This is a genomic window from Novosphingobium pentaromativorans US6-1 (assembly GCF_000767465.1).
Taxonomy (GTDB): domain Bacteria; phylum Pseudomonadota; class Alphaproteobacteria; order Sphingomonadales; family Sphingomonadaceae; genus Novosphingobium; species Novosphingobium pentaromativorans.
The window spans coordinates 3241916-3259612 of record NZ_CP009291.1 but is presented as its reverse complement, the minus strand read 5'-3'; the positions used below and the strand labels follow the sequence as shown (position 1 = coordinate 3259612).

At 64.3% G+C, this 17697-nt stretch carries 13 protein-coding genes and 1 pseudogene; 12 read left to right on the top strand and 2 right to left on the bottom strand.

What is annotated here, in order from left to right:
• Positions 1-57: 57 nt before the first annotated feature.
• The 5 genes and pseudogenes from hutI (at position 58) to JI59_RS15190 (ending at position 5785) form a co-directional block, all read left to right on the top strand.
• Positions 58-1257 (top strand): imidazolonepropionase, encoded by a 1200-nt coding sequence (hutI, locus tag JI59_RS15210; RefSeq protein ID WP_038577708.1) that lies wholly within the window; start codon positions 58-60, stop codon positions 1255-1257.
• Complete coding sequence (gene hutH / locus JI59_RS15205; RefSeq protein ID WP_007011795.1) at positions 1254-2783, top strand: histidine ammonia-lyase; 1530 nt, start codon at positions 1254-1256, stop codon at positions 2781-2783. The genes hutI and hutH overlap by 4 nt, the downstream gene beginning before the upstream one ends.
• Positions 2780-3589, top strand: a complete 810-nt coding sequence (hutG, locus tag JI59_RS15200) for an N-formylglutamate deformylase (protein ID WP_007011796.1) — start codon at positions 2780-2782, stop codon at positions 3587-3589. The genes hutH and hutG overlap by 4 nt, the downstream gene beginning before the upstream one ends.
• Positions 3586-5253 (top strand): annotated as a pseudogene (hutU, locus tag JI59_RS15195) (urocanate hydratase). Before hutG ends, hutU begins: the two are co-directional and overlap by 4 nt.
• 40 nt (positions 5254-5293) lie before the next feature.
• Positions 5294-5785: an asparaginase domain-containing protein gene (locus tag JI59_RS15190; protein WP_007011799.1), complete on the top strand. Its 492-nt coding sequence runs from the start codon at positions 5294-5296 to the stop codon at positions 5783-5785.
• An 88-nt stretch (positions 5786-5873) separates the two neighbouring features.
• Here the strand turns inward: JI59_RS15190 and JI59_RS15185 are convergent, their stop codons facing one another.
• The gene (locus JI59_RS15185) at positions 5874-6713 is read right to left on the bottom strand and encodes a PhzF family phenazine biosynthesis protein (protein ID WP_007011800.1); all 840 of its coding nucleotides are present in this window, start codon (positions 6711-6713) and stop codon (positions 5874-5876) included.
• A gap of 156 nt (positions 6714-6869) precedes the next feature.
• Between JI59_RS15185 and JI59_RS15180 the strand changes: the two genes are divergently transcribed.
• The 7 genes from JI59_RS15180 (at position 6870) to JI59_RS15150 (ending at position 14635) form a co-directional block, all read left to right on the top strand.
• Positions 6870-7253 carry a glycine zipper 2TM domain-containing protein gene (locus JI59_RS15180; RefSeq protein ID WP_007011801.1) on the top strand — a complete coding sequence of 128 codons (384 nt, stop codon included), beginning with the start codon at positions 6870-6872 and terminating at the stop codon, positions 7251-7253.
• 180 nt (positions 7254-7433) lie between these two features.
• The gene (locus JI59_RS15175) at positions 7434-8189 is read left to right on the top strand and encodes an SDR family oxidoreductase (protein WP_007011802.1); all 756 of its coding nucleotides are present in this window, start codon (positions 7434-7436) and stop codon (positions 8187-8189) included.
• Between the two features lie 133 nt (positions 8190-8322).
• Complete coding sequence (locus tag JI59_RS15170; protein ID WP_007011803.1) at positions 8323-9585, top strand: SAM-dependent methyltransferase; 1263 nt, start codon at positions 8323-8325, stop codon at positions 9583-9585.
• Positions 9586-9685: 100 nt separating this feature from the next.
• Positions 9686-10903 (top strand): argininosuccinate synthase, encoded by a 1218-nt coding sequence (locus JI59_RS15165; protein WP_007011804.1) that lies wholly within the window; start codon positions 9686-9688, stop codon positions 10901-10903.
• 259 nt (positions 10904-11162) lie between these two features.
• Entirely contained in the window at positions 11163-11675 is a 513-nt protein-coding gene (locus JI59_RS27695; protein WP_007011805.1) for a septal ring lytic transglycosylase RlpA family protein, read from the top strand.
• 533 nt (positions 11676-12208) lie between these two features.
• Positions 12209-13051 carry a hypothetical protein gene (locus JI59_RS15155; protein ID WP_138921279.1) on the top strand — a complete coding sequence of 281 codons (843 nt, stop codon included), beginning with the start codon at positions 12209-12211 and terminating at the stop codon, positions 13049-13051.
• A gap of 267 nt (positions 13052-13318) precedes the next feature.
• Positions 13319-14635 (top strand): hypothetical protein, encoded by a 1317-nt coding sequence (locus JI59_RS15150; RefSeq protein ID WP_007011808.1) that lies wholly within the window; start codon positions 13319-13321, stop codon positions 14633-14635.
• A gap of 101 nt (positions 14636-14736) precedes the next feature.
• Here JI59_RS15150 and uvrA read toward each other — a convergent pair whose 3' ends face one another.
• Positions 14737-17634 carry an excinuclease ABC subunit UvrA gene (gene uvrA, locus JI59_RS15145; protein WP_007011809.1) on the bottom strand — a complete coding sequence of 966 codons (2898 nt, stop codon included), beginning with the start codon at positions 17632-17634 and terminating at the stop codon, positions 14737-14739.
• Positions 17635-17697: the final 63 nt, after the last annotated feature.

Genomic DNA, 17697 nt, shown 5'->3' with positions numbered 1-17697 from the left:
TACATTATTGCACGTCCATGCCAAGATTTCACTCTCGAAATGGAGGCCGCGATTCTCGTGAAGTGCGACAGGGTCTGGATGAATGCGCGTCTGGCGACGATGGCCGGGCCCGGTCTCGGGGTGGTCGAAGACGGCATCGTAGCGGTGCACGGCGGCAATATCGCCTATGCGGGACCGCGCAGGCAGGCTCCGGACTTCGCAGCTGTCGAGACGGTCGATTGCGCGGGTCGCTGGATCACCCCTGGCCTGATCGATTGCCACACGCACCTTGTCTACGCGGGCAACCGCGCGCAGGAATTCGAACTGCGGCTCGCCGGTGCGAGTTACGAGGAGATTGCCCGCGCCGGTGGCGGCATTGTCTCGACCGTGGCGGCGACGCGCGCCGCCAGCGAAGCCGAACTGGTCGCAAGTGCCCTGCCCCGCCTCGACGCGCTGATCGCCGAAGGCGTCACCACCATCGAAATCAAGTCGGGCTACGGGCTCTCGCTCGATGCCGAACGGCGCATGCTGCGCGCTGCCCGCCGACTTGCCGACGAACGCGCCGTCGGCGTGACAACAACCTTTCTTGGCGCCCACGCCCTGCCTCCGGAATTCGCCGGTAATGCCGATGGCTACATCGATACCGTGGTGCACGAAATGATCCCTGCGCTTGCCGCCGAAGGGCTGGCCGATGCCGTCGATGCCTTCTGCGAAAGCATCGGCTTCACGCCCGCGCAGACCCGGCGCGTCTTCGAAGCGGCGCGCCGGGCCGGCCTGCCGGTCAAGCTCCATGCCGAGCAGCTGTCGAACCGGCACGGCGCAGCCCTTGCTGCAGGTTTCGGCGCGCTCTCGGCCGACCATCTCGAATGGCTCGACGATGCCGGCGTCGCCGCGATGGCCGGTTCAGGCACTGTCGCCACCCTGCTGCCCGGAGCCTTCTATTTTACCCGCGAAAGCCGCGTTCCGCCTATCGAAGCCTTGCGCGGCGCGGGCGTACCCATGGCGCTTGCTACGGACAGCAACCCCGGCACATCGCCGATGACGTCGCTCCTGCTGGCGATGAACATGGGGGCGACGCTGTTTCGCATGACTGTCGAGGAATGCCTGCTCGGCATTACCCGTCATTCGGCCCTCGCACTCGGGCTGGGCCACAGGATCGGCACGCTGGAGGCAGGCAAGGCCTGCGACCTGGCGATCTGGGACATCGAGACCCCGGCCGAGCTTGTCTACCGCATCGGCTTCAATCCCCTTCACGCCCGCATTCGGAGAGGCCAGTGAATACCGTTACCCTGAAGCCCGGCAGCGTTCCGCTGGCCGACTGGCGCGCCATCTACCGGGGCGCGCGAGTCCGCCTCGATGCCGGGGCGAACGAGGCCATCGCCCGCGGCGCGCAGGCCGTGGCCCGCATCGTCGCGCGCGGGGAGCCGGTCTACGGCATCAACACCGGTTTCGGAAAGCTGGCCAGCATCCGCATCGAGGATGCCGACCTTGCCAAGCTGCAGCGCAATATCGTCCTGAGCCATGCCGCCGGTACGGGCGAGCCGACGCCCGTCGAAGTCGTCCGGCTGATGCTCGCGCTCAAGCTCGCCAGCCTGACCCAGGGCGCATCGGGCATCTCGGCGCGCACGGCGGGTCTGCTCGAAGCGATGCTCGAAAGGGACATTACACCGGTCGTGCCTTGTCAGGGGTCGGTCGGCGCGAGCGGAGACCTCGCGCCGCTTGCCCACATGGCGGCAACGATGCTGGGCGTGGGCGATGTCTTCGCAGGCGGTGAACGCATGGCAGCCTCAAAGGCGCTGGCCGATGCCGGACTGGAACCGGCCGAGCTTGGCCCCAAGGAGGGTCTTGCCTTGCTCAATGGCACGCAGTTCTCCTGCGCATGGGCACTTGCGGGGCTGTTCGAGGCCGAACGCCTGCTGCAATCCGCGCTGGTCGCAGGCGCCCTATCGACCGAGGCGGCCAAGGGATCGGACGCGCCCTTCGATCATCGAATCCACACGCTGCGCGGCCATGTCGGCCAGATCGCCGCCGCCGATGTCCTGCGCTGCCTCATGGCCGGTTCGGCGATCCGCGCCTCGCATGTCGAGAACGACATACGCGTGCAGGACCCCTACTGCCTGCGCTGCCAGCCGCAAGTCATGGGCGCCGCGCTGGATGTGCTGCGGCAGGCGGCCGGGACCCTTGCTATCGAGGCCAACGGCGTCTCGGACAATCCGCTGATCTTCCCCGAAACCGACGAGGCGCTGTCGGGCGGCAATTTCCATGCGGAGCCGGTCGCTTTCGCCGCCGACATGATCGCGCTGGCCATCTGCGAGATCGGCTCTTTTTCCGAACGCCGCACTGCCATGCTGGTCGATCCCGCGCTGTCCGGCCTGCCCGCCTTCCTGACGCCCGAGCCCGGGCTCAACTCCGGCTTCATGATCCCGCAAGTGACCGCCGCCGCGCTCGTTTCCGAGAACAAGCAGCGCGCCTATCCCGCCAGCGTCGATTCCATCCCGACTTCCGCCAACCAGGAGGACCATGTCTCGATGGCTGCGCACGGGAGTCGCCGCCTCGTGGCCATGGCCCGCAATGCAACCGCTGTCGTCGGCATCGAACTGCTGGCCGCCGCGCAAGGATGCGACTTCCATGCCCCGCTACAGTCGAGCGAGGCGTTGGAGGCAGTCAGGCACGCCGTGCGCGCAAAGGTCCCTGCGCTTGGCCCGGACCGCCATTTTCATCCCGACCTGGAAGCGGCCAATGCGCTGATCCGTTCGGGCGCCATCATCGCGGCGGCAGGCGTCGAGCTGCCGGGCGTGGCATGAGCGACTGGCTCGACATAGAGCGCGGCGATGCACCGCTGATCGTCTGCTTTCCGCATGGCGGCACGGCGATCCCAGAAGCCATCGAGGCGGGCCTGAGCTCGCCCTGGCTGGCGCGCAAGGATGCCGACTGGCACATCGCGCAGCTCTACGCCTTCGTGCGCGACATGGGCGCGACGACGATCCGCACCGCCATGTCGCGCACGGTGATTGACTGCAATCGCGATCCTTCCGGCCTCTCACTCTATCCTGGCCAGGCGACTACCGGCCTGTGCCCGACCGAAACCTTCGACGGTGAGCCTCTCTATTCGGCCACCCGGCCCGACGAAGCCGAAATCGCACGGCGCCGGGCGAACTGGTTCGATCCCTACCACGCGGCCCTGCGCGACGAGATCTATCGCCTGCGCACGCGCCACGATCACATCGTCGTCTATGACGCCCACTCCATCCGCAGCCGCGTCCCGCGCCTGTTCGAAGGCGAGCTGCCGCAATTCAACGTGGGCACCAATGGCGGTGCGACCTGCTCCCCGGCGCTACGCGAGGCCGTCGCCTCGATCTGCGCTGCCAGCGGGCACAGCCATGTTGTCGACGGGCGTTTTCGCGGTGGCTGGACCACCCGCCACTACGGCGCGCCCGACATCGGCATTCACGCGATCCAGATGGAACTCGCGATGCGCGGCTACCTTACCGAGCCCGAGGCGCCCTTGCCCGACAACTGGCCCGCCGCGCTCGGCACGCAGCCCGCCGTCCTGCCCGTGCTGCACCGGATCATCCAAGCCTGCCTAGACTTCGCGAAAGGAAGATCATGACCCGCCTCGACAATTCGCGCCGGATCGTCCTTGCGACCGGAACCGAACGCACTGCGCAAAGCTGGCTCACCGAAGCGCCCTTGCGCATGCTCATGAACAACCTGCACCCCGACGTGGCCGAGCGTCCCGAAGAACTCGTTGTCTATGGCGGCATCGGCCGCGCCGCACGCGACTGGGAAAGCTAAGACCGCATTGTCGAGACGCTGCGCCGCCTCAAGGACGACGAGACGCTGTTGATCCAGTCGGGCAAGCCGGTCGGCGTGTTCCGCACCCATGCCGATGCGCCGCGCGTGCTGCTTGCCAATTCGAACCTCGTACCGAAGTGGGCGAGCTGGGAGCACTTCAACGAACTCGATCGCAAGGGACTGGCGATGTACGGCCAGATGACCGCAGGTTCGTGGATCTACATCGGCAGCCAAGGCATCGTTCATGGCACTTACGAGACTTTCGTAGAAATGGGCCGCCAGCACTATGGCGGCGACCTCACCGGGCGCTGGCTGCTTACCGCCGGTCTGGGCGGCATGGGCGGCGCGCAGCCGCTCGCAGCGGTCATGGCGGGGGCTTCCTGCCTTGCCATCGAATGCCAGGAAAGCCGCATCGATATGCGTCTGCGCACAGGTTATCTCGACCATCGCGCCGCAACCATCGAGGATGCCATGGCGATTCTCGAAAGGGCCCGCACCGAAGGCAAGGCCGTCTCGGTCGGCCTGCTCGGCAATGCCGCCGCAGTGCTGCCCGACATGTTCGCGCGCGGCATCCGCCCCGACTTGCTCACCGACCAGACATCCGCCCACGATCCGGTGAATGGCTACCTGCCCCTGGGCTGGACCGTCGCCGAATGGGTCGAGCGCCGGGAACGCGAACCCGAAGCGGTGGCCAAGGCCGCCAAGGCCTCCATGGCGACCCACGTTCGCGCGATGCTCGACTTCCATGAAGCGGGCGTGCCCACGGTCGATTACGGCAACAACATCCGCCAGATGGCCAAGGACGAAGGCGTCGAGAACGCCTTTGACTTCCCCGGCTTCGTCCCCGCCTATATCCGCCCGCTGTTCTGCCGCGGGGTCGGCCCGTTCCGCTGGGCCGCGCTTTCGGGCGATCCGGAGGACATCTACAAGACCGACGCCAAGGTGAAGGAACTGCTGCCCGACGACACCCACTTGCACCGCTGGCTCGACATGGCGCGCGAGCGCATCCACTTCCAGGGCCTGCCAGCGCGCATCTGCTGGGTCGGCCTGGGCGATCGGCACCGGCTCGGACTTGCCTTCAACGAGATGGTGGCGAGCGGCGAACTCAAGGCCCCGGTCGTGATCGGCCGCGACCACCTCGATTCCGGTTCGGTCGCCAGCCCCAATCGCGAGACCGAGGCCATGCGCGACGGCTCGGACGCGGTTTCGGACTGGCCCCTGCTCAACGCCCTGCTCAATACCGCCAGCGGTGCAACCTGGGTCTCGCTACATCACGGCGGCGGCGTCGGCATGGGGTATTCGCAGCATGCCGGCATGGTCATCGTCGCCGACGGCAGCGAAGCGGCAGCGAGGCGTCTGGAGCGCGTCTTGTGGAACGATCCGGCCAGCGGCGTTATGCGCCATGCCGATGCAGGCTACGAGATCGCGCTGGACTGCGCGCGCGAAAAGGGACTGGACCTGCCCGGCATTCTCGGCTGACGATTGCCTATCGCGCTACTCCCCGGCTAAAGGCACCGCCATGGACAGGTCACCCATTCTCGTCGTCACCACCGGCGGCACCATCGACAAGCAGTATTTCGACGCGCTCAGCGAGTACCAGATCACCGAAAGCGTGATCGAGAAGCTGCTGAAGATTGCGCGCGTGACGCATCCGTTCCGGATCGTCGAACTGATGCGCAAGGACAGCCTCGAGCTGACTGACGAGGATCGCGCACTGATCGCCGCGACGATTGCCAATGCGCCGGAGAAGCGCGTCGTCGTGACCCACGGCACCGACACGATGGCTGTAACGGCGCAGGCGTTGGCGCACCTCACCGACAAGACTGTCGTGCTGGCTGGCGCGCTGGCCCCGGCAAGGTTTTCGGAAAGCGATGCCGCGTTCAACCTTGGCATGGCCTTCGCCTGCTGTCAGGCGGCCAGCCCCGGGGTTTGGATCACGATGAACGGGTCGGTCTTCGATGGCCTGAAGGTCCGCAAGGATCGTGAGGCAGGCACTTTCGTCGAGGTCTGATCGCCACGCCCGTGCTGAACGAGGCGGAGAGTTTCGGCATGGCAAGGTGGCAGAGCCGCCAACAACCCCTGCTTCGCAACGGGTGAGTTCAGAAGGTCAGGCTTGCGCCTTGCGCCACCGTTTCGACGCGCCCAGCAACCCAGATCGAACCGTCGGCGTCTTTCCAACAATGCACATGACCGTCGGCACCGGTCCTCTGGCCCTGCCCGGCAAGGTAGCTGCCACTCGCGAGCCCTTGCTCGAAGAGGTACTGCGCCACGGCGGCATTGAGACTGCCGGTCACCGGATCCTCGACAATGGTCCCGGTCGAATCGGCGAAGAATGCGCGGACCTCGAATTGCTTTTCATCCCCCGCCCCCCAGGCACCAAGCAGGCCGACATCGGTCGGCATCGGCGCACGCGGCACCGGGTTTACCGCAAGAACCTGCTCTGCAGACTTGAGGTGGAGGAGCTTCCAGCCTGGACCGTTGTCGGCATGCACTGCGGCAATGACCTGCTCTTCGTCGACGCCGGTGAGACGGATCGTTTCAGCCCGATCGGCTTGCGACAGCGGCCCTGAGCGCCGCAGGTCAGGTGCGCGAAATGCCAGCCGGTCGGCATCCTGCCGCACTTCGACAAGGCCGATGCCGCATTCCTGCATGATCCTGCCCGCATGTTTGGGAACACCGCCCGAGGCAAGCCAGGCATGGGCCGTGCCCAGCGTCGGATGCCCGGCGAAAGGCAGCTCACCCGCCGGATAGAAGATGCGTACGCGGTAATCGGCGGCGGTGTCGGTCGGCGGCAGGATGAAGGTCGTTTCCGAATAGCCGAGCCATCGCGTCAGCTTCAACATCGCGTCGGCTTCGAGATCCTCAGCTCCGCGCACGACGGCCAGGGGATTGCCGCTCAGCGGTCCGGACCCAAAGACATCGACGAGATCGATTTGCACCTAATGAACCTTTCATCATTGCAGTTCACTTCATCGCAGGATTACATCGGTCTGTCTCCAGTCCCGGCGACCCAACGAACCGTTCATCCAGCGTTGGGTTCAGGTGAACCAAAAAGCAATTCAAAGGTTCAAGACAGGCACTTGCAGGAGGACGCAATGTTCAAGAAATCCATTCTGGCTTTCACGGCCGCCGCCTTGGCGATCCCGGCCGTGCCGGCCGCCGCGGATCCGCCGCACTGGGCACCAGCCCACGGCTATCGCGAAAAGGAACGCCATCACCGCATGTACGATTCGCGCGGCCGTTATTACGAACCACGTCGCATCACGCGCCGCGACCGCGTCTGGCGTGGACGCGATGGCCGCTATTACTGCCGCCGTGACAACGGTACGACCGGTCTGATCATCGGTGCCGGCGTCGGCGCTCTCGCCGGGCACGAACTGGCGGGTAACGGCGACAAGACGCTTGGAGCGATCCTTGGCGGCGTTGCCGGCGGCCTGCTCGGCCGCACGATCGACCGCGGCGATCTCAAGTGCCGCTGACCTGAGCGGCATTGCCTCAAGACGCTTGGGGCGTCCCGTCGAAACCGACGGGGCGCCCTTTCGCTTTGCGTTCATCTGGCGCAGCGATAGTTGCGAAGGACTGGAATTCCAGCGCTTTCCCCGGCCGGCTGTATATGCTCCAATAAGGCCGATGACCCAAAACAACATTCCTGAAGCCACATGACCATGCGACCGACGATGATGGTGACGGGCGGTGCGAAACGGATCGGCGCGGCCATTGCGCGTGCCTTCGGAGCCGCCGGTTGGCACGTCGTAATTCACTACGGCCAGTCGACCGCGCAGGCCGAGGCGCTGGCGGGACAGCTTCCTTCCGCCGAAATCGTCAGCTGCGACCTGGGCGATGGACGGGCCGCCATTGCACTGGTGGAAAGCCTTGCCGCCCGGCTCCAGGACTGGCGGGTGCTGATCAACTGCGCAGGTGTGTTCGATCTCGATACGGCAGAGGCGCTCGACACGTCCACCTTCGCCAAGGCGATGCAGGTCAATGCGTGCACCCCGGCGCTGCTTGCCCAGACCTACCTCCACCATGCGCAGGCAGGGGGCGGGCGACGGGTGATCCATGTCACCGACCAGAAGCTGCTAAACCCCAATCCGGACTTCTTTTCCTACACGATGAGCAAGCACGCGTTGGCCGCAACCATTCCGATGCTGTCGATGGCCCGCACCCATGCAGAGGACCGCATCTATGGCATTGCCCCCGGGGCAATCCTGGCCAGTCATGACCAGACCGAAGCCGAAACCGAAGTGTCCCACCGCATGAACCTGCTGGGCCGCAAGACCTCGCCGCAGGACATTGCCGAAACGGCCCTGTTCCTGGCGCAGGGCTGGCTTGCGAGCGGAGAAACCGTGTTCGTCGATTCCGGCCAGCACCTTCTCGCCCAGGAGCGCGATGTTCTGTTCCTCGCCCGGCAATAGCGTAGCTGGTTCCGGATAAGTCCTTGCCAGTGGCCAATTGCCGGCTACGCTGCCCACATGGCCCGGAACCAGTCGCACTGCGACCGGTTCAGGCTCCGTAGGTAATAGAATTATCCAGCGGGATCATAAGCATATGTCGAAAATGTTGCTCGAACGATTTCTCGGCAAGGCGGTTCGCAGGGGCATTCTCGAGATCACCTATTCGGACGGCAGCAGAACGCGAAAGGGCTCGCCGGAACCCGGTTTTCCCGAAGTCGCCGTGCGCTTCACCGATCCCATAGCCGAGCGCAAGATCATCCTCGACCCGCGACTGGGCGCTGCCGAGGCTTTCATGGATGGCCAGCTTCTGGTCGAGCGCGGGGACATCATGGAACTGGTCCAGCTCCTGCGCGCCAATCGACCGTGGGATCGCGGCGGCAGTTTCGGTGAAGGATCGAAGCTCAAGAAGATCGGTGCCCGCGCGCTCACCGTGATCGACGGGATCAACAAGGCCGCCCGCGCGAAGGCCAATATCGCGCACCACTACGACATCGGTAACGATCTCTACACGCTGTTCCTCGATCGCGACCACATGCAGTACAGCTGCGCCTACTGGCCGAATGCGGACGGAAGCGACAGCATGACGCTGGAGCAGGCTCAGGAGGCCAAGCTCGCGCATATCACAGCCAAGCTCGTGCTCGCTCCCGGCCAGCGGGTGCTGGACATCGGCTGCGGTTGGGGCGGTATGGCGATCTACCTGGCAAGGCATGCCGACGTTCAGGTTCTTGGCATCACCTTGAGCGAAGAACAGCTTGCCCTTGCACGCAAACGGGCCGAGGCCGCGGGCGTGGCGGGCCGAACCCGCTTCGAACTGGTCGACTACCGCGATCTTGCGGCCCAGGGTGAGAAGTTCGACCGCATCGTCTCGGTCGGCATGTTCGAGCATGTCGGGCAGGCGCAGTTCAACCGCTTCTTCCAGGACTGCGCGAAGCTCCTCGTCGACGACGGTGTCATGCTCCTGCACACCATCGGGCGCATGGGCGGCCCGGGCTCGACAGATGCCTTCACCCGCAAGTACATCTTTCCGGGCGGCTACATCCCCGCGCTGAGCGAAACCGTCGCGGCCAGCGAACGCTATCGCCTGATCGCCGCCGATGTGGAGAACCTGCGCCTGCACTACGCACTGACCCTGCGCGAATGGTACAAGCGCTGCGTCGCCCACAAGGACGAGATCGTCGGCCTCTACGGCGAGCGGTTCTACCGCATGTGGATCTTCTACCTCGCCGGCGCCACCGCCGCGTTCGAGAGCGGGAGCATGTGCAACTACCAGATCCAGTACACCCGCAGCCGGCGGGCCCTGCCCCTCACCCGGGACTACATGGCAGCGCGGGAGAAAGAGCTGCTTCGCGCCGGTTGATTGCAAGCGCCTTTTTAACACCGGCATTGCGCCGAACCGCCCCCGCTGTTAGGCGCGCGTCGCAATTCCAGCGTCGATTCCAGCGGAGCTCGCAAGCGTCATGTCCGATATCAAGAAGGTCGTCCTCGCCTATTCCGGTGGGCTTGATACCAGCGTCATCCTCAAGTGGCTGCAGGTCACCTACAATTGCGAGGTCGTGACCTTCACGGCCGACCTCGGCCAGGGCGAGGAGCTTGAACCCGCTCGCGCCAAGGCCAAGCTCATGGGCATTCCCGACGAACACATCTACATCGACGACCTGCGCGAAGAATTCGTGCGTGACTTCGTGTTCCCGATGTTCCGTGCCAATGCCCGCTACGAGGGCGACTACCTGCTCGGCACCTCGATCGCGCGTCCGCTGATCTCCAAGCGCCTCATCGAAATCGCCCACGAGACCGGCGCCGACGCCGTCGCCCACGGCGCAACCGGCAAGGGCAACGACCAGGTCCGCTTCGAGCTGTCGGCCTACGCCCTCGATCCGAACATCAAGGTCATCGCTCCCTGGCGCGAGTGGGACCTCAATTCGCGCACCGCGCTGATCGCCTGGGCCGAGGCCCACCAGATCCCGGTGCCGAAGGACAAGCGCGGCGAAAGCCCGTTCTCGACCGACGCCAACCTCCTGCACACCTCGTCGGAGGGCAAGGTGCTCGAGGATCCGTGGGAAGAGACCCCCGACTACGTCTATTCGCGCACCGTCAATCCCGAGGATGCGCCGGACCAGCCGGAATACATCACCGTCGACTTCGACAAGGGTGACGGCGTCGCGCTCAACGGCGTGGCGATGAGCCCGGCCACCCTGCTCACCCAGCTCAACGAGCTGGGCCGCAAGCACGGCATCGGCCGCCTCGACCTCGTCGAGAACCGCTTCGTCGGCATGAAGTCGCGCGGCATGTACGAGACGCCGGGTGGCACGATCTACGCCGCTGCCCACCGCGGGATCGAGCAGATCACGCTCGACCGCGGCGCCGCGCACCTCAAGGACGAGCTGATGCCGAAGTACGCGGAACTGCTGTACAACGGCTTCTGGTTCGCCCCGGAGCGCGAGATGCTGCAGGCCGCGATCGACCACAGCCAGCTGCGCGTCAACGGCACCGTCCGGCTCAAGCTCTACAAGGGCATGGCCTCGGTGGTCGGCCGCAAGTCGCCCGATTCGCTGTACTCCGAACGCCATGTCACGTTCGAGGACGATGCGGGCGCCTACGACCAGAAGGACGCCGCCGGATTCATCAAGCTCAACGCCCTGCGTTTGCGGTTGCTGGCCCAGCGCGACGCGAAGTAACGTCTTGAAGGCGCACCGGAAGGTGCGCCTTGCGGCACCGGCCCGCGCCCCCTCCCGGCCTCCCATCAGCATCGTCCCGTGGGAGGCCGGGAGGGGGCGCGGGCCGGAACCGCAACCGGGAAGGCGAATCCTCTCAAACGGTTAACACATTCCGGCGGTCCGTTGCCAAAGCGCGACGGGCCGCTTTTGCATGAGTCCCCTTTTTGCGTTGCGGCATGTAGGAGTCCCCCTCACCTGAAACGGGACGGAGTGGGGAATCTTGGCAGTTCGACCGGGCAACCGGAAAGCAAACCTGCTTGTCGCGCTTGCGGCACTGGTCACGCTTCCGCTTGCAGGCCCCATCCACGCCGCCGACGTTGCCGTGCCCGAGCTGGCCCCGCAGCAGGCCGCACCGGCGCTGACCGCACCTGCCGCTTCCACCGTCACGACCGGTGATGTCGCCCCCGCCCCCGCCGAAATCGACGCGCCCGAGTTCGATCCGATCGGTTCGGGCATGGCGAGCTACTACGGCCGCCAGTTCGCCGGCAACCGCACCGCCAGCGGCGACCTGTTCGACCCGCAGGCGCTGACCGCGGCGCACCGCACCCTGCCCTTCGGCAGCAAGGTGCGCGTGACCAACGAGGCGACCGGCGATTCGGTGATCGTCACCATCAACGACCGCGGGCCGTTCCACGGCAACCGCGTGATCGACCTCAGCCGCGCCGCCGCGGACGAGATCGGCCTGACCCGCGCCGGCAAGGGCCGCGTGGAACTGGCGCTCCTGGCCGACTGAGCCTTCTTTTTTCGGTTTTCCGCTGGGCTTTTGCATCGGGGGGCTTCGACAGGCTCTGCCTGAGCGGGTCCTGCGCCTGAACGCGCATCACGCCCTAACCGGCCCTGCCCCGCATCCCTGTGAAAAACCTGCGCGCTTTCGGCAGATCCATCACCGCGAAAAGTCGGCCAGCGCGGTGGTGGGAGGGGGGTGGGAGCATCACCGCGCCGGCCTTCACATGCGATAACATCGGCCCCGGCAATCCGTTCCCGGCGCCTGCGGATTTTTCGAAAAACGCCGCAAGGCCCTGCAGGTTTACACGGTTTACACTGTCCAGAGAGGTACGGCGCTGGCCCGTCCAGCGACTTGTACTCCATCGGCGCCCCGTCATCCGCATCGCCGCCACAGTCCTGCCCGCCCGCATCGGGAGAGGCGAATTCGGCTGGCAGATCGTCCAGCCCCGGCCCGATCCAGCCGTCCCAGGCGACCACGCCCTGCCCTTCGCGCACGTCCGCTTCGCGCTCCTGCCGGGCCTGCCGCAGCACTGCGTCGACATGGTCGCAGGCGCGGACCTGCCAAGCGTCCCAGTCCTGCCCGGCCCCTTCCGGGTCCGCCGGGGCACAATCGACATAGTCGCGGCGCGAGAGCGGCAGGACCGGATCGGGCGCGCCCTCGTCCAGCATGGGATCGAACGCCGGATCGAGCGCCGGATCGAGAGGGGGCTGGAAAAAGTCCGCGTCCGGCGCCTCGCCCGAGAGCAGCGCCAGCACTTCATCGAAGCGTCCGGCCTGCTCGCTTATGTGGTGCCGCTCGGCCAGCCGGTCCAGCCGCGCGAGGTGGGCCAGCAGCAGGCGGGAATCGTAGCGCCGCCGCCGCCCGACCAGCTCTCCGCGAAACCACACCGCCTCGTCCACCCCGTCGATCGCGCGGGTCGCCAGCACTTCCTCGGCATGGGCGCGCGCGAGGAGCAGTGCGGCGGACCAGCCTTGCGCAAAGACCGCATCGCGCCGCCGCAGGAGATAGGCGGACGTCCGGCTCATCCCCACTTGCGCACAGGCCGCGCGCACATCGCCCCGGTCGGCAAGGTGGTGGAGGAAGGCAACCTTGCGCGCATCGCTCCAGCCATTGTGGGGCAGAACGCTCCCCTCCCGCTTGGCGGAGGGGTCAGGGGTGGGCATTCCTTCCCCCTGCCCGCAGCCCCGGGCCTGCCCGAAGGACGAGGCCGACAACAGCGAGGCCGCCCCGGCGCCGCAATCCCGGTCGAAATGCTCAGGGCAAGCGGAGCCGGGCCAATCGTCGGACGGCAGGCCGATATCGCGCGAAGCCGGTATCCACCCCCGCCCGAAGCGCGTGGGCGGCGCAGTGTCGCCTGCCCTTGCCGCAGAGGGACCGGATGACGGGCGGGAACCCGGAGCCGCGCCATGCGGCGCGCCGGGCGTGGCTGGGCTGGAACTGTCGGACATGGTTCACCCCCTCGAACTGGAGCATCAGGACCGGCGCGAATGGCCCGCGCCGGGGTGAACCGGGGTATTTATGGCATGTGGGGGTGTGTAGGAAAGTGACAGGATCAGCTCGAAACTGAATTTCAATTCTTTAACAAGGCATGACAAACAATACACTGCTAGCATGGGATAATTTTCAACCTAAAGGCTAAATCCCCAAAAATGCTTGAAGCGATACAGACAACCGATGATGTTTTCGGCGTAAATAGAGACCTTCCCCTCAACTACGTAAGCCGGGAAGAGGTAGATCAGAAATTTATAGATAGCCTTGCCCGCCATCAGCACATAGTTATTTACGGAAGTTCGAAACAAGGCAAAACCTCGCTTCGCAAGCATTGCCTCAACGACACAGATTATATCGTCGTTGCATGTCAGAATAAATGGTCGCTCGCTGAATTGCATTCCGCCATATTAAAGGAGTGTGGCTTTTCCATTCGACAATCGTCAGAGAAGAGCGTTTCCGGTAAACATAAAGTTGTTGCGGAGCTAGAAGCGAAGGCTAAGATTCCTTTTTTCACTGAAGGAGGCGGAAAAGCTTCCTACGAGTATGAAAACGATAAGCAAACAGTCGATTTCTACAAACCTCTCGAATTGGACGCAGAAGACACTAACGATATTATTCGCGCTATCAGCGAAATAGACTTCAAAAAATACATAGTGCTCGAAGATTTTCACTATCTACCTGACGAAACTCAGAAAGATTTCAGCTTCGCGCTCAAGACATTTCATGAAAAATCAAAAATATCTTTCATTATTGTCGGTGTGTGGAGAGAGGAAAATAGACTTATCGGATTTAACGGCGATTTAACCGATCGAGTCTTGTCTGTTGATGTTGACACATGGAACACGGAAAGCCAGAGAGAAGTTATTCTTGAAGGAGGAAAGCTTTTGAACGTGGACTTTGATCAGAAGTTCATCGAGCAGTTGCTCGAGAGATGTTTCGATAGCGTCCACATTGTTCAAGAAGCATGCCGGAGAGCATGTCGAGAAGCACATGTTACTGAAACAAAAGAAGAAATAGTGTCAGTCGGAGCAAACCAGGATACTGCTGCTCTGGTATCGCTTGTCGTTGAAGAACAAGCGGCCCGATATCGCGGCTTTCTTCAGCGCTTTGCCGATGGATTTCAAGAAACTGATCTACAGATGCCAAAATGGATCATATATTCGATCCTTTGTTCATCAGTCGATCAACTTGAAAAAGGCGTTCGACTCCGCAGGATAAGCAAACTTATAAAAAAAGCTCACGTCCGCGGAAACGATCTTAACAACGGAAACATCACGCAGGCGCTAAATTCATCAACGTCCCTACAAAACAAAAAGGGTGTTAGACCACTAATCATCGACTACGACCCCGCGAACACAAGCCTTCACGTTGTTGACAAAGGCTTCCTAATCTGGCTGTCCAGTCAAAACATTGCTGAGTTGCTTGAAGACTTGGAGCTTCCTGATATCGTGGAAATCGAAGAAACAGGATTATAAATAAGAAAGGACGCGCATGTCTGCAATTATTATGCGACTATGCGCGTCGTTCATCAAAGACGCCGGTCAGTCGGGGGTCCACCATCCGTCGCCGTAAACAGTCACTTCCCCAACAACGGCTTCAAATAATGCCCCGTGAATGAACGCTTGTTCTTCACCACCTGCTCGGGCGTCCCTTCCGCAACGATCTCACCGCCGCGCACGCCGCCTTCGGGGCCGAGGTCGATGATCCAGTCCGCCGTCTTGATGACGTCGAGGTTGTGTTCGATCACCACTACCGAATTGCCCTGGTCGACGAGGCGGTGGAGCACTTCGAGGAGCTTGCGCACGTCCTCGAAATGCAGGCCGGTGGTCGGCTCGTCCAGAATGTAGAGCGTCTGCCCGGTGGAGCGGCGGGCCAGTTCCTTGGCCAGCTTCACGCGCTGCGCCTCGCCGCCCGAAAGCGTCGTCGCCTGCTGGCCGACCTTGACGTAGCCCAGCCCCACTTCGTTGAGCATGTGCATCTTGTCGCGGATCGGGGGCACGGCCTTGAAGAACTCTTCCGCGTCCTCGATCGTCATGTCGAGCACGTCGGCGATGGAGTGGCCCTTGAACTTCACTTCCAGCGTCTCGCGATTGTAGCGCTTGCCGTGGCATTCCTCGCACGTCACGTAAACGTCGGGCAGGAAGTGCATCTCGATCTTGATCAGGCCGTCGCCCTGGCACGCCTCGCAGCGCCCGCCCTTGACGTTGAAGCTGAAGCGCCCGGGCTTGTAGCCGCGCGCCTCCGATTCCGGCAGGCCGGCGAACCAGTCGCGGATCTGGGTGAAGGCGCCGGTGTAGGTCGCCGGGTTGGAGCGCGGGGTGCGGCCGATCGGGGACTGGTCGATCTCGATCACCTTGTCGCACATCTCCAGCCCGGTCACCCGGTCGTGCGGGCCCGCGATCATGCGCGCGCCGTTCAGCGTGCGCGCGGCGGCGGCGTGGAGCGTATCGAGCGTGAGGCTGGACTTGCCCGAGCCGGAAACCCCGGTAACGCAGCAGAAAGTGCCCAGCGGGAACTTCGCGGTGACGCCGGTGAGGTTGTTGGCCCGCGCGTTCTCCACCGTGACGAAGTGGCCGTTGCCCTTGCGGCGGGTCTGCGGCACCTCGATCCGGCGCGCGCCGGTGAGGTACTGGGCGGTGAGGCTCTGCTTGCTCTTGAGCACCTGCTTGAGCGTGCCTTCGGCCACCACCTCGCCGCCGTGGACGCCCGCGCCGGGGCCGAGGTCCACCACGTGGTCGGCCGCGCGGATCGCGTCCTCGTCATGCTCGACGACGATGACCGTGTTGCCAAGGTCGCGCAGGCGCTTGAGGGTTTCCAGCAGGCGGTCGTTGTCGCGCTGGTGCAGGCCGATGCTCGGCTCGTCCAGCACGTAGAGCACGCCCGAGAGGCCCGAGCCGATCTGGCTGGCGAGGCGGATGCGCTGGCTCTCCCCGCCCGACAGCGTGCCCGAGGTGCGATCGAGGTTGAGATAGTCGAGCCCGACGTTGTTGAGGAAGCCGAGGCGCTCGTTGATCTCTTTCAGGATGGCGCGGGCGATCTGCTGCTGCTGGTCGGTGAGCTTGCCTTCCAGTTCGCCGAACCACGCGAAGGCGTCCGCCACCGAAAGCCGCGCGGCATCGGCGATGTCGCTATCGGCAATGCGCACGGACAGCGCCTCGGGCTTGAGGCGCTTGCCGTCGCAGGTCTCGCAAGGCTGGGCGGTCTGGAACTTGGCCAGTTCCTCGCGCATCCAGGCGCTGTCGGTCTGGATCATGCGCCGGTTGAGGTTGCCGATGACGCCCTCGAACGGCTTGTTGACGGTGTATTCCTTGCGCCCGTCCTTGAAGGTGAGCGGGACCGGCGCGCCCGCGGTGCCGTAGAGGATGACGATCTTCACCTCGTCGGGCAGGTCCTGCCAGGGCGTGGTGAGGTCGAAGCCGAAGTGCGCGGCAAGGCTGGAGAGCACCTGCATGTAATAGGGGCTGGGCGGGTTGGACTTGGCCCAGGGCACGATCGCCCCCTGCTTGAGCGTCAGGTTCTCGTTCGGGACGACGAGCTGCGGGTCGAACAGCAGCTTCTCGCCCAGGCCGTCGCAGGCCGGGCACGCGCCCTGCGGGGCGTTGAAGCTGAACAGGCGCGGCTCGATCTCCTCGATGGTGAAGCCGCTGACCGGGCAGGCGAACTTCTCGGAAAAGACGATGCGGTTGGGCGGCAGGCCCGCGCCCTTGAGGTTGCGTCCCTGCGCTTCCTCTTCCTCGCGGCCCGGGACGTTGCCGTCGGCAAGGTCGACATAGGCGAGCCCGTCGGCCAGCTTGAGCGCCTGCTCGAAACTGTCGGCAAGGCGCGTCTGGATGCCCTCCTTCACGGCGATGCGGTCGACCACCACCTCGATGTCGTGCTTGTACTTCTTGTCGAGCGCGGGGGCGTCCTCGATCGCATGCATCTCGCCGTCGATGCGCACGCGGGTGTAGCCCGCCTTCTGCCACTCGGCCAGTTCCTTGCGGTATTCGCCCTTGCGGCCGCGCACGACGGGGGCAAGCAGGTAGAGGCGCGTGCCTTGCGGCAGGGCCATGACCCGGTCGACCATGTTGGACACCGTCTGCGCCTCGATCGGCAGGCCGGTGGCGGGCGAGTAGGGAATGCCCACGCGCGCCCACAGCAGGCGCATGTAGTCCCAGATCTCGGTCACCGTCGCCACCGTGGAACGCGGGTTGCGGCTGGTGGTCTTCTGCTCGATCGAGATCGCGGGAGAAAGCCCGTCGATATGCTCGACATCGGGCTTCTGCATCATCTCGAGGAACTGGCGGGCATAGGCGCTCAGGCTCTCGACGTAGCGGCGCTGGCCCTCGGCATAGATCGTGTCGAACGCCAGGCTCGACTTGCCCGAGCCCGAAAGGCCGGTGATGACGATCAGCTTCTCACGCGGGAGCGCAATGTCGAAGCCCTTGAGGTTGTGCTCGCGCGCGCCGCGCACGGTAATGTGGGAGAGACTCATGGGGAGCGTGTGTTCCAGATTTGTTCGCGTCGATCAAGCGGCGGGGTGACTTGCCCGCAAGAT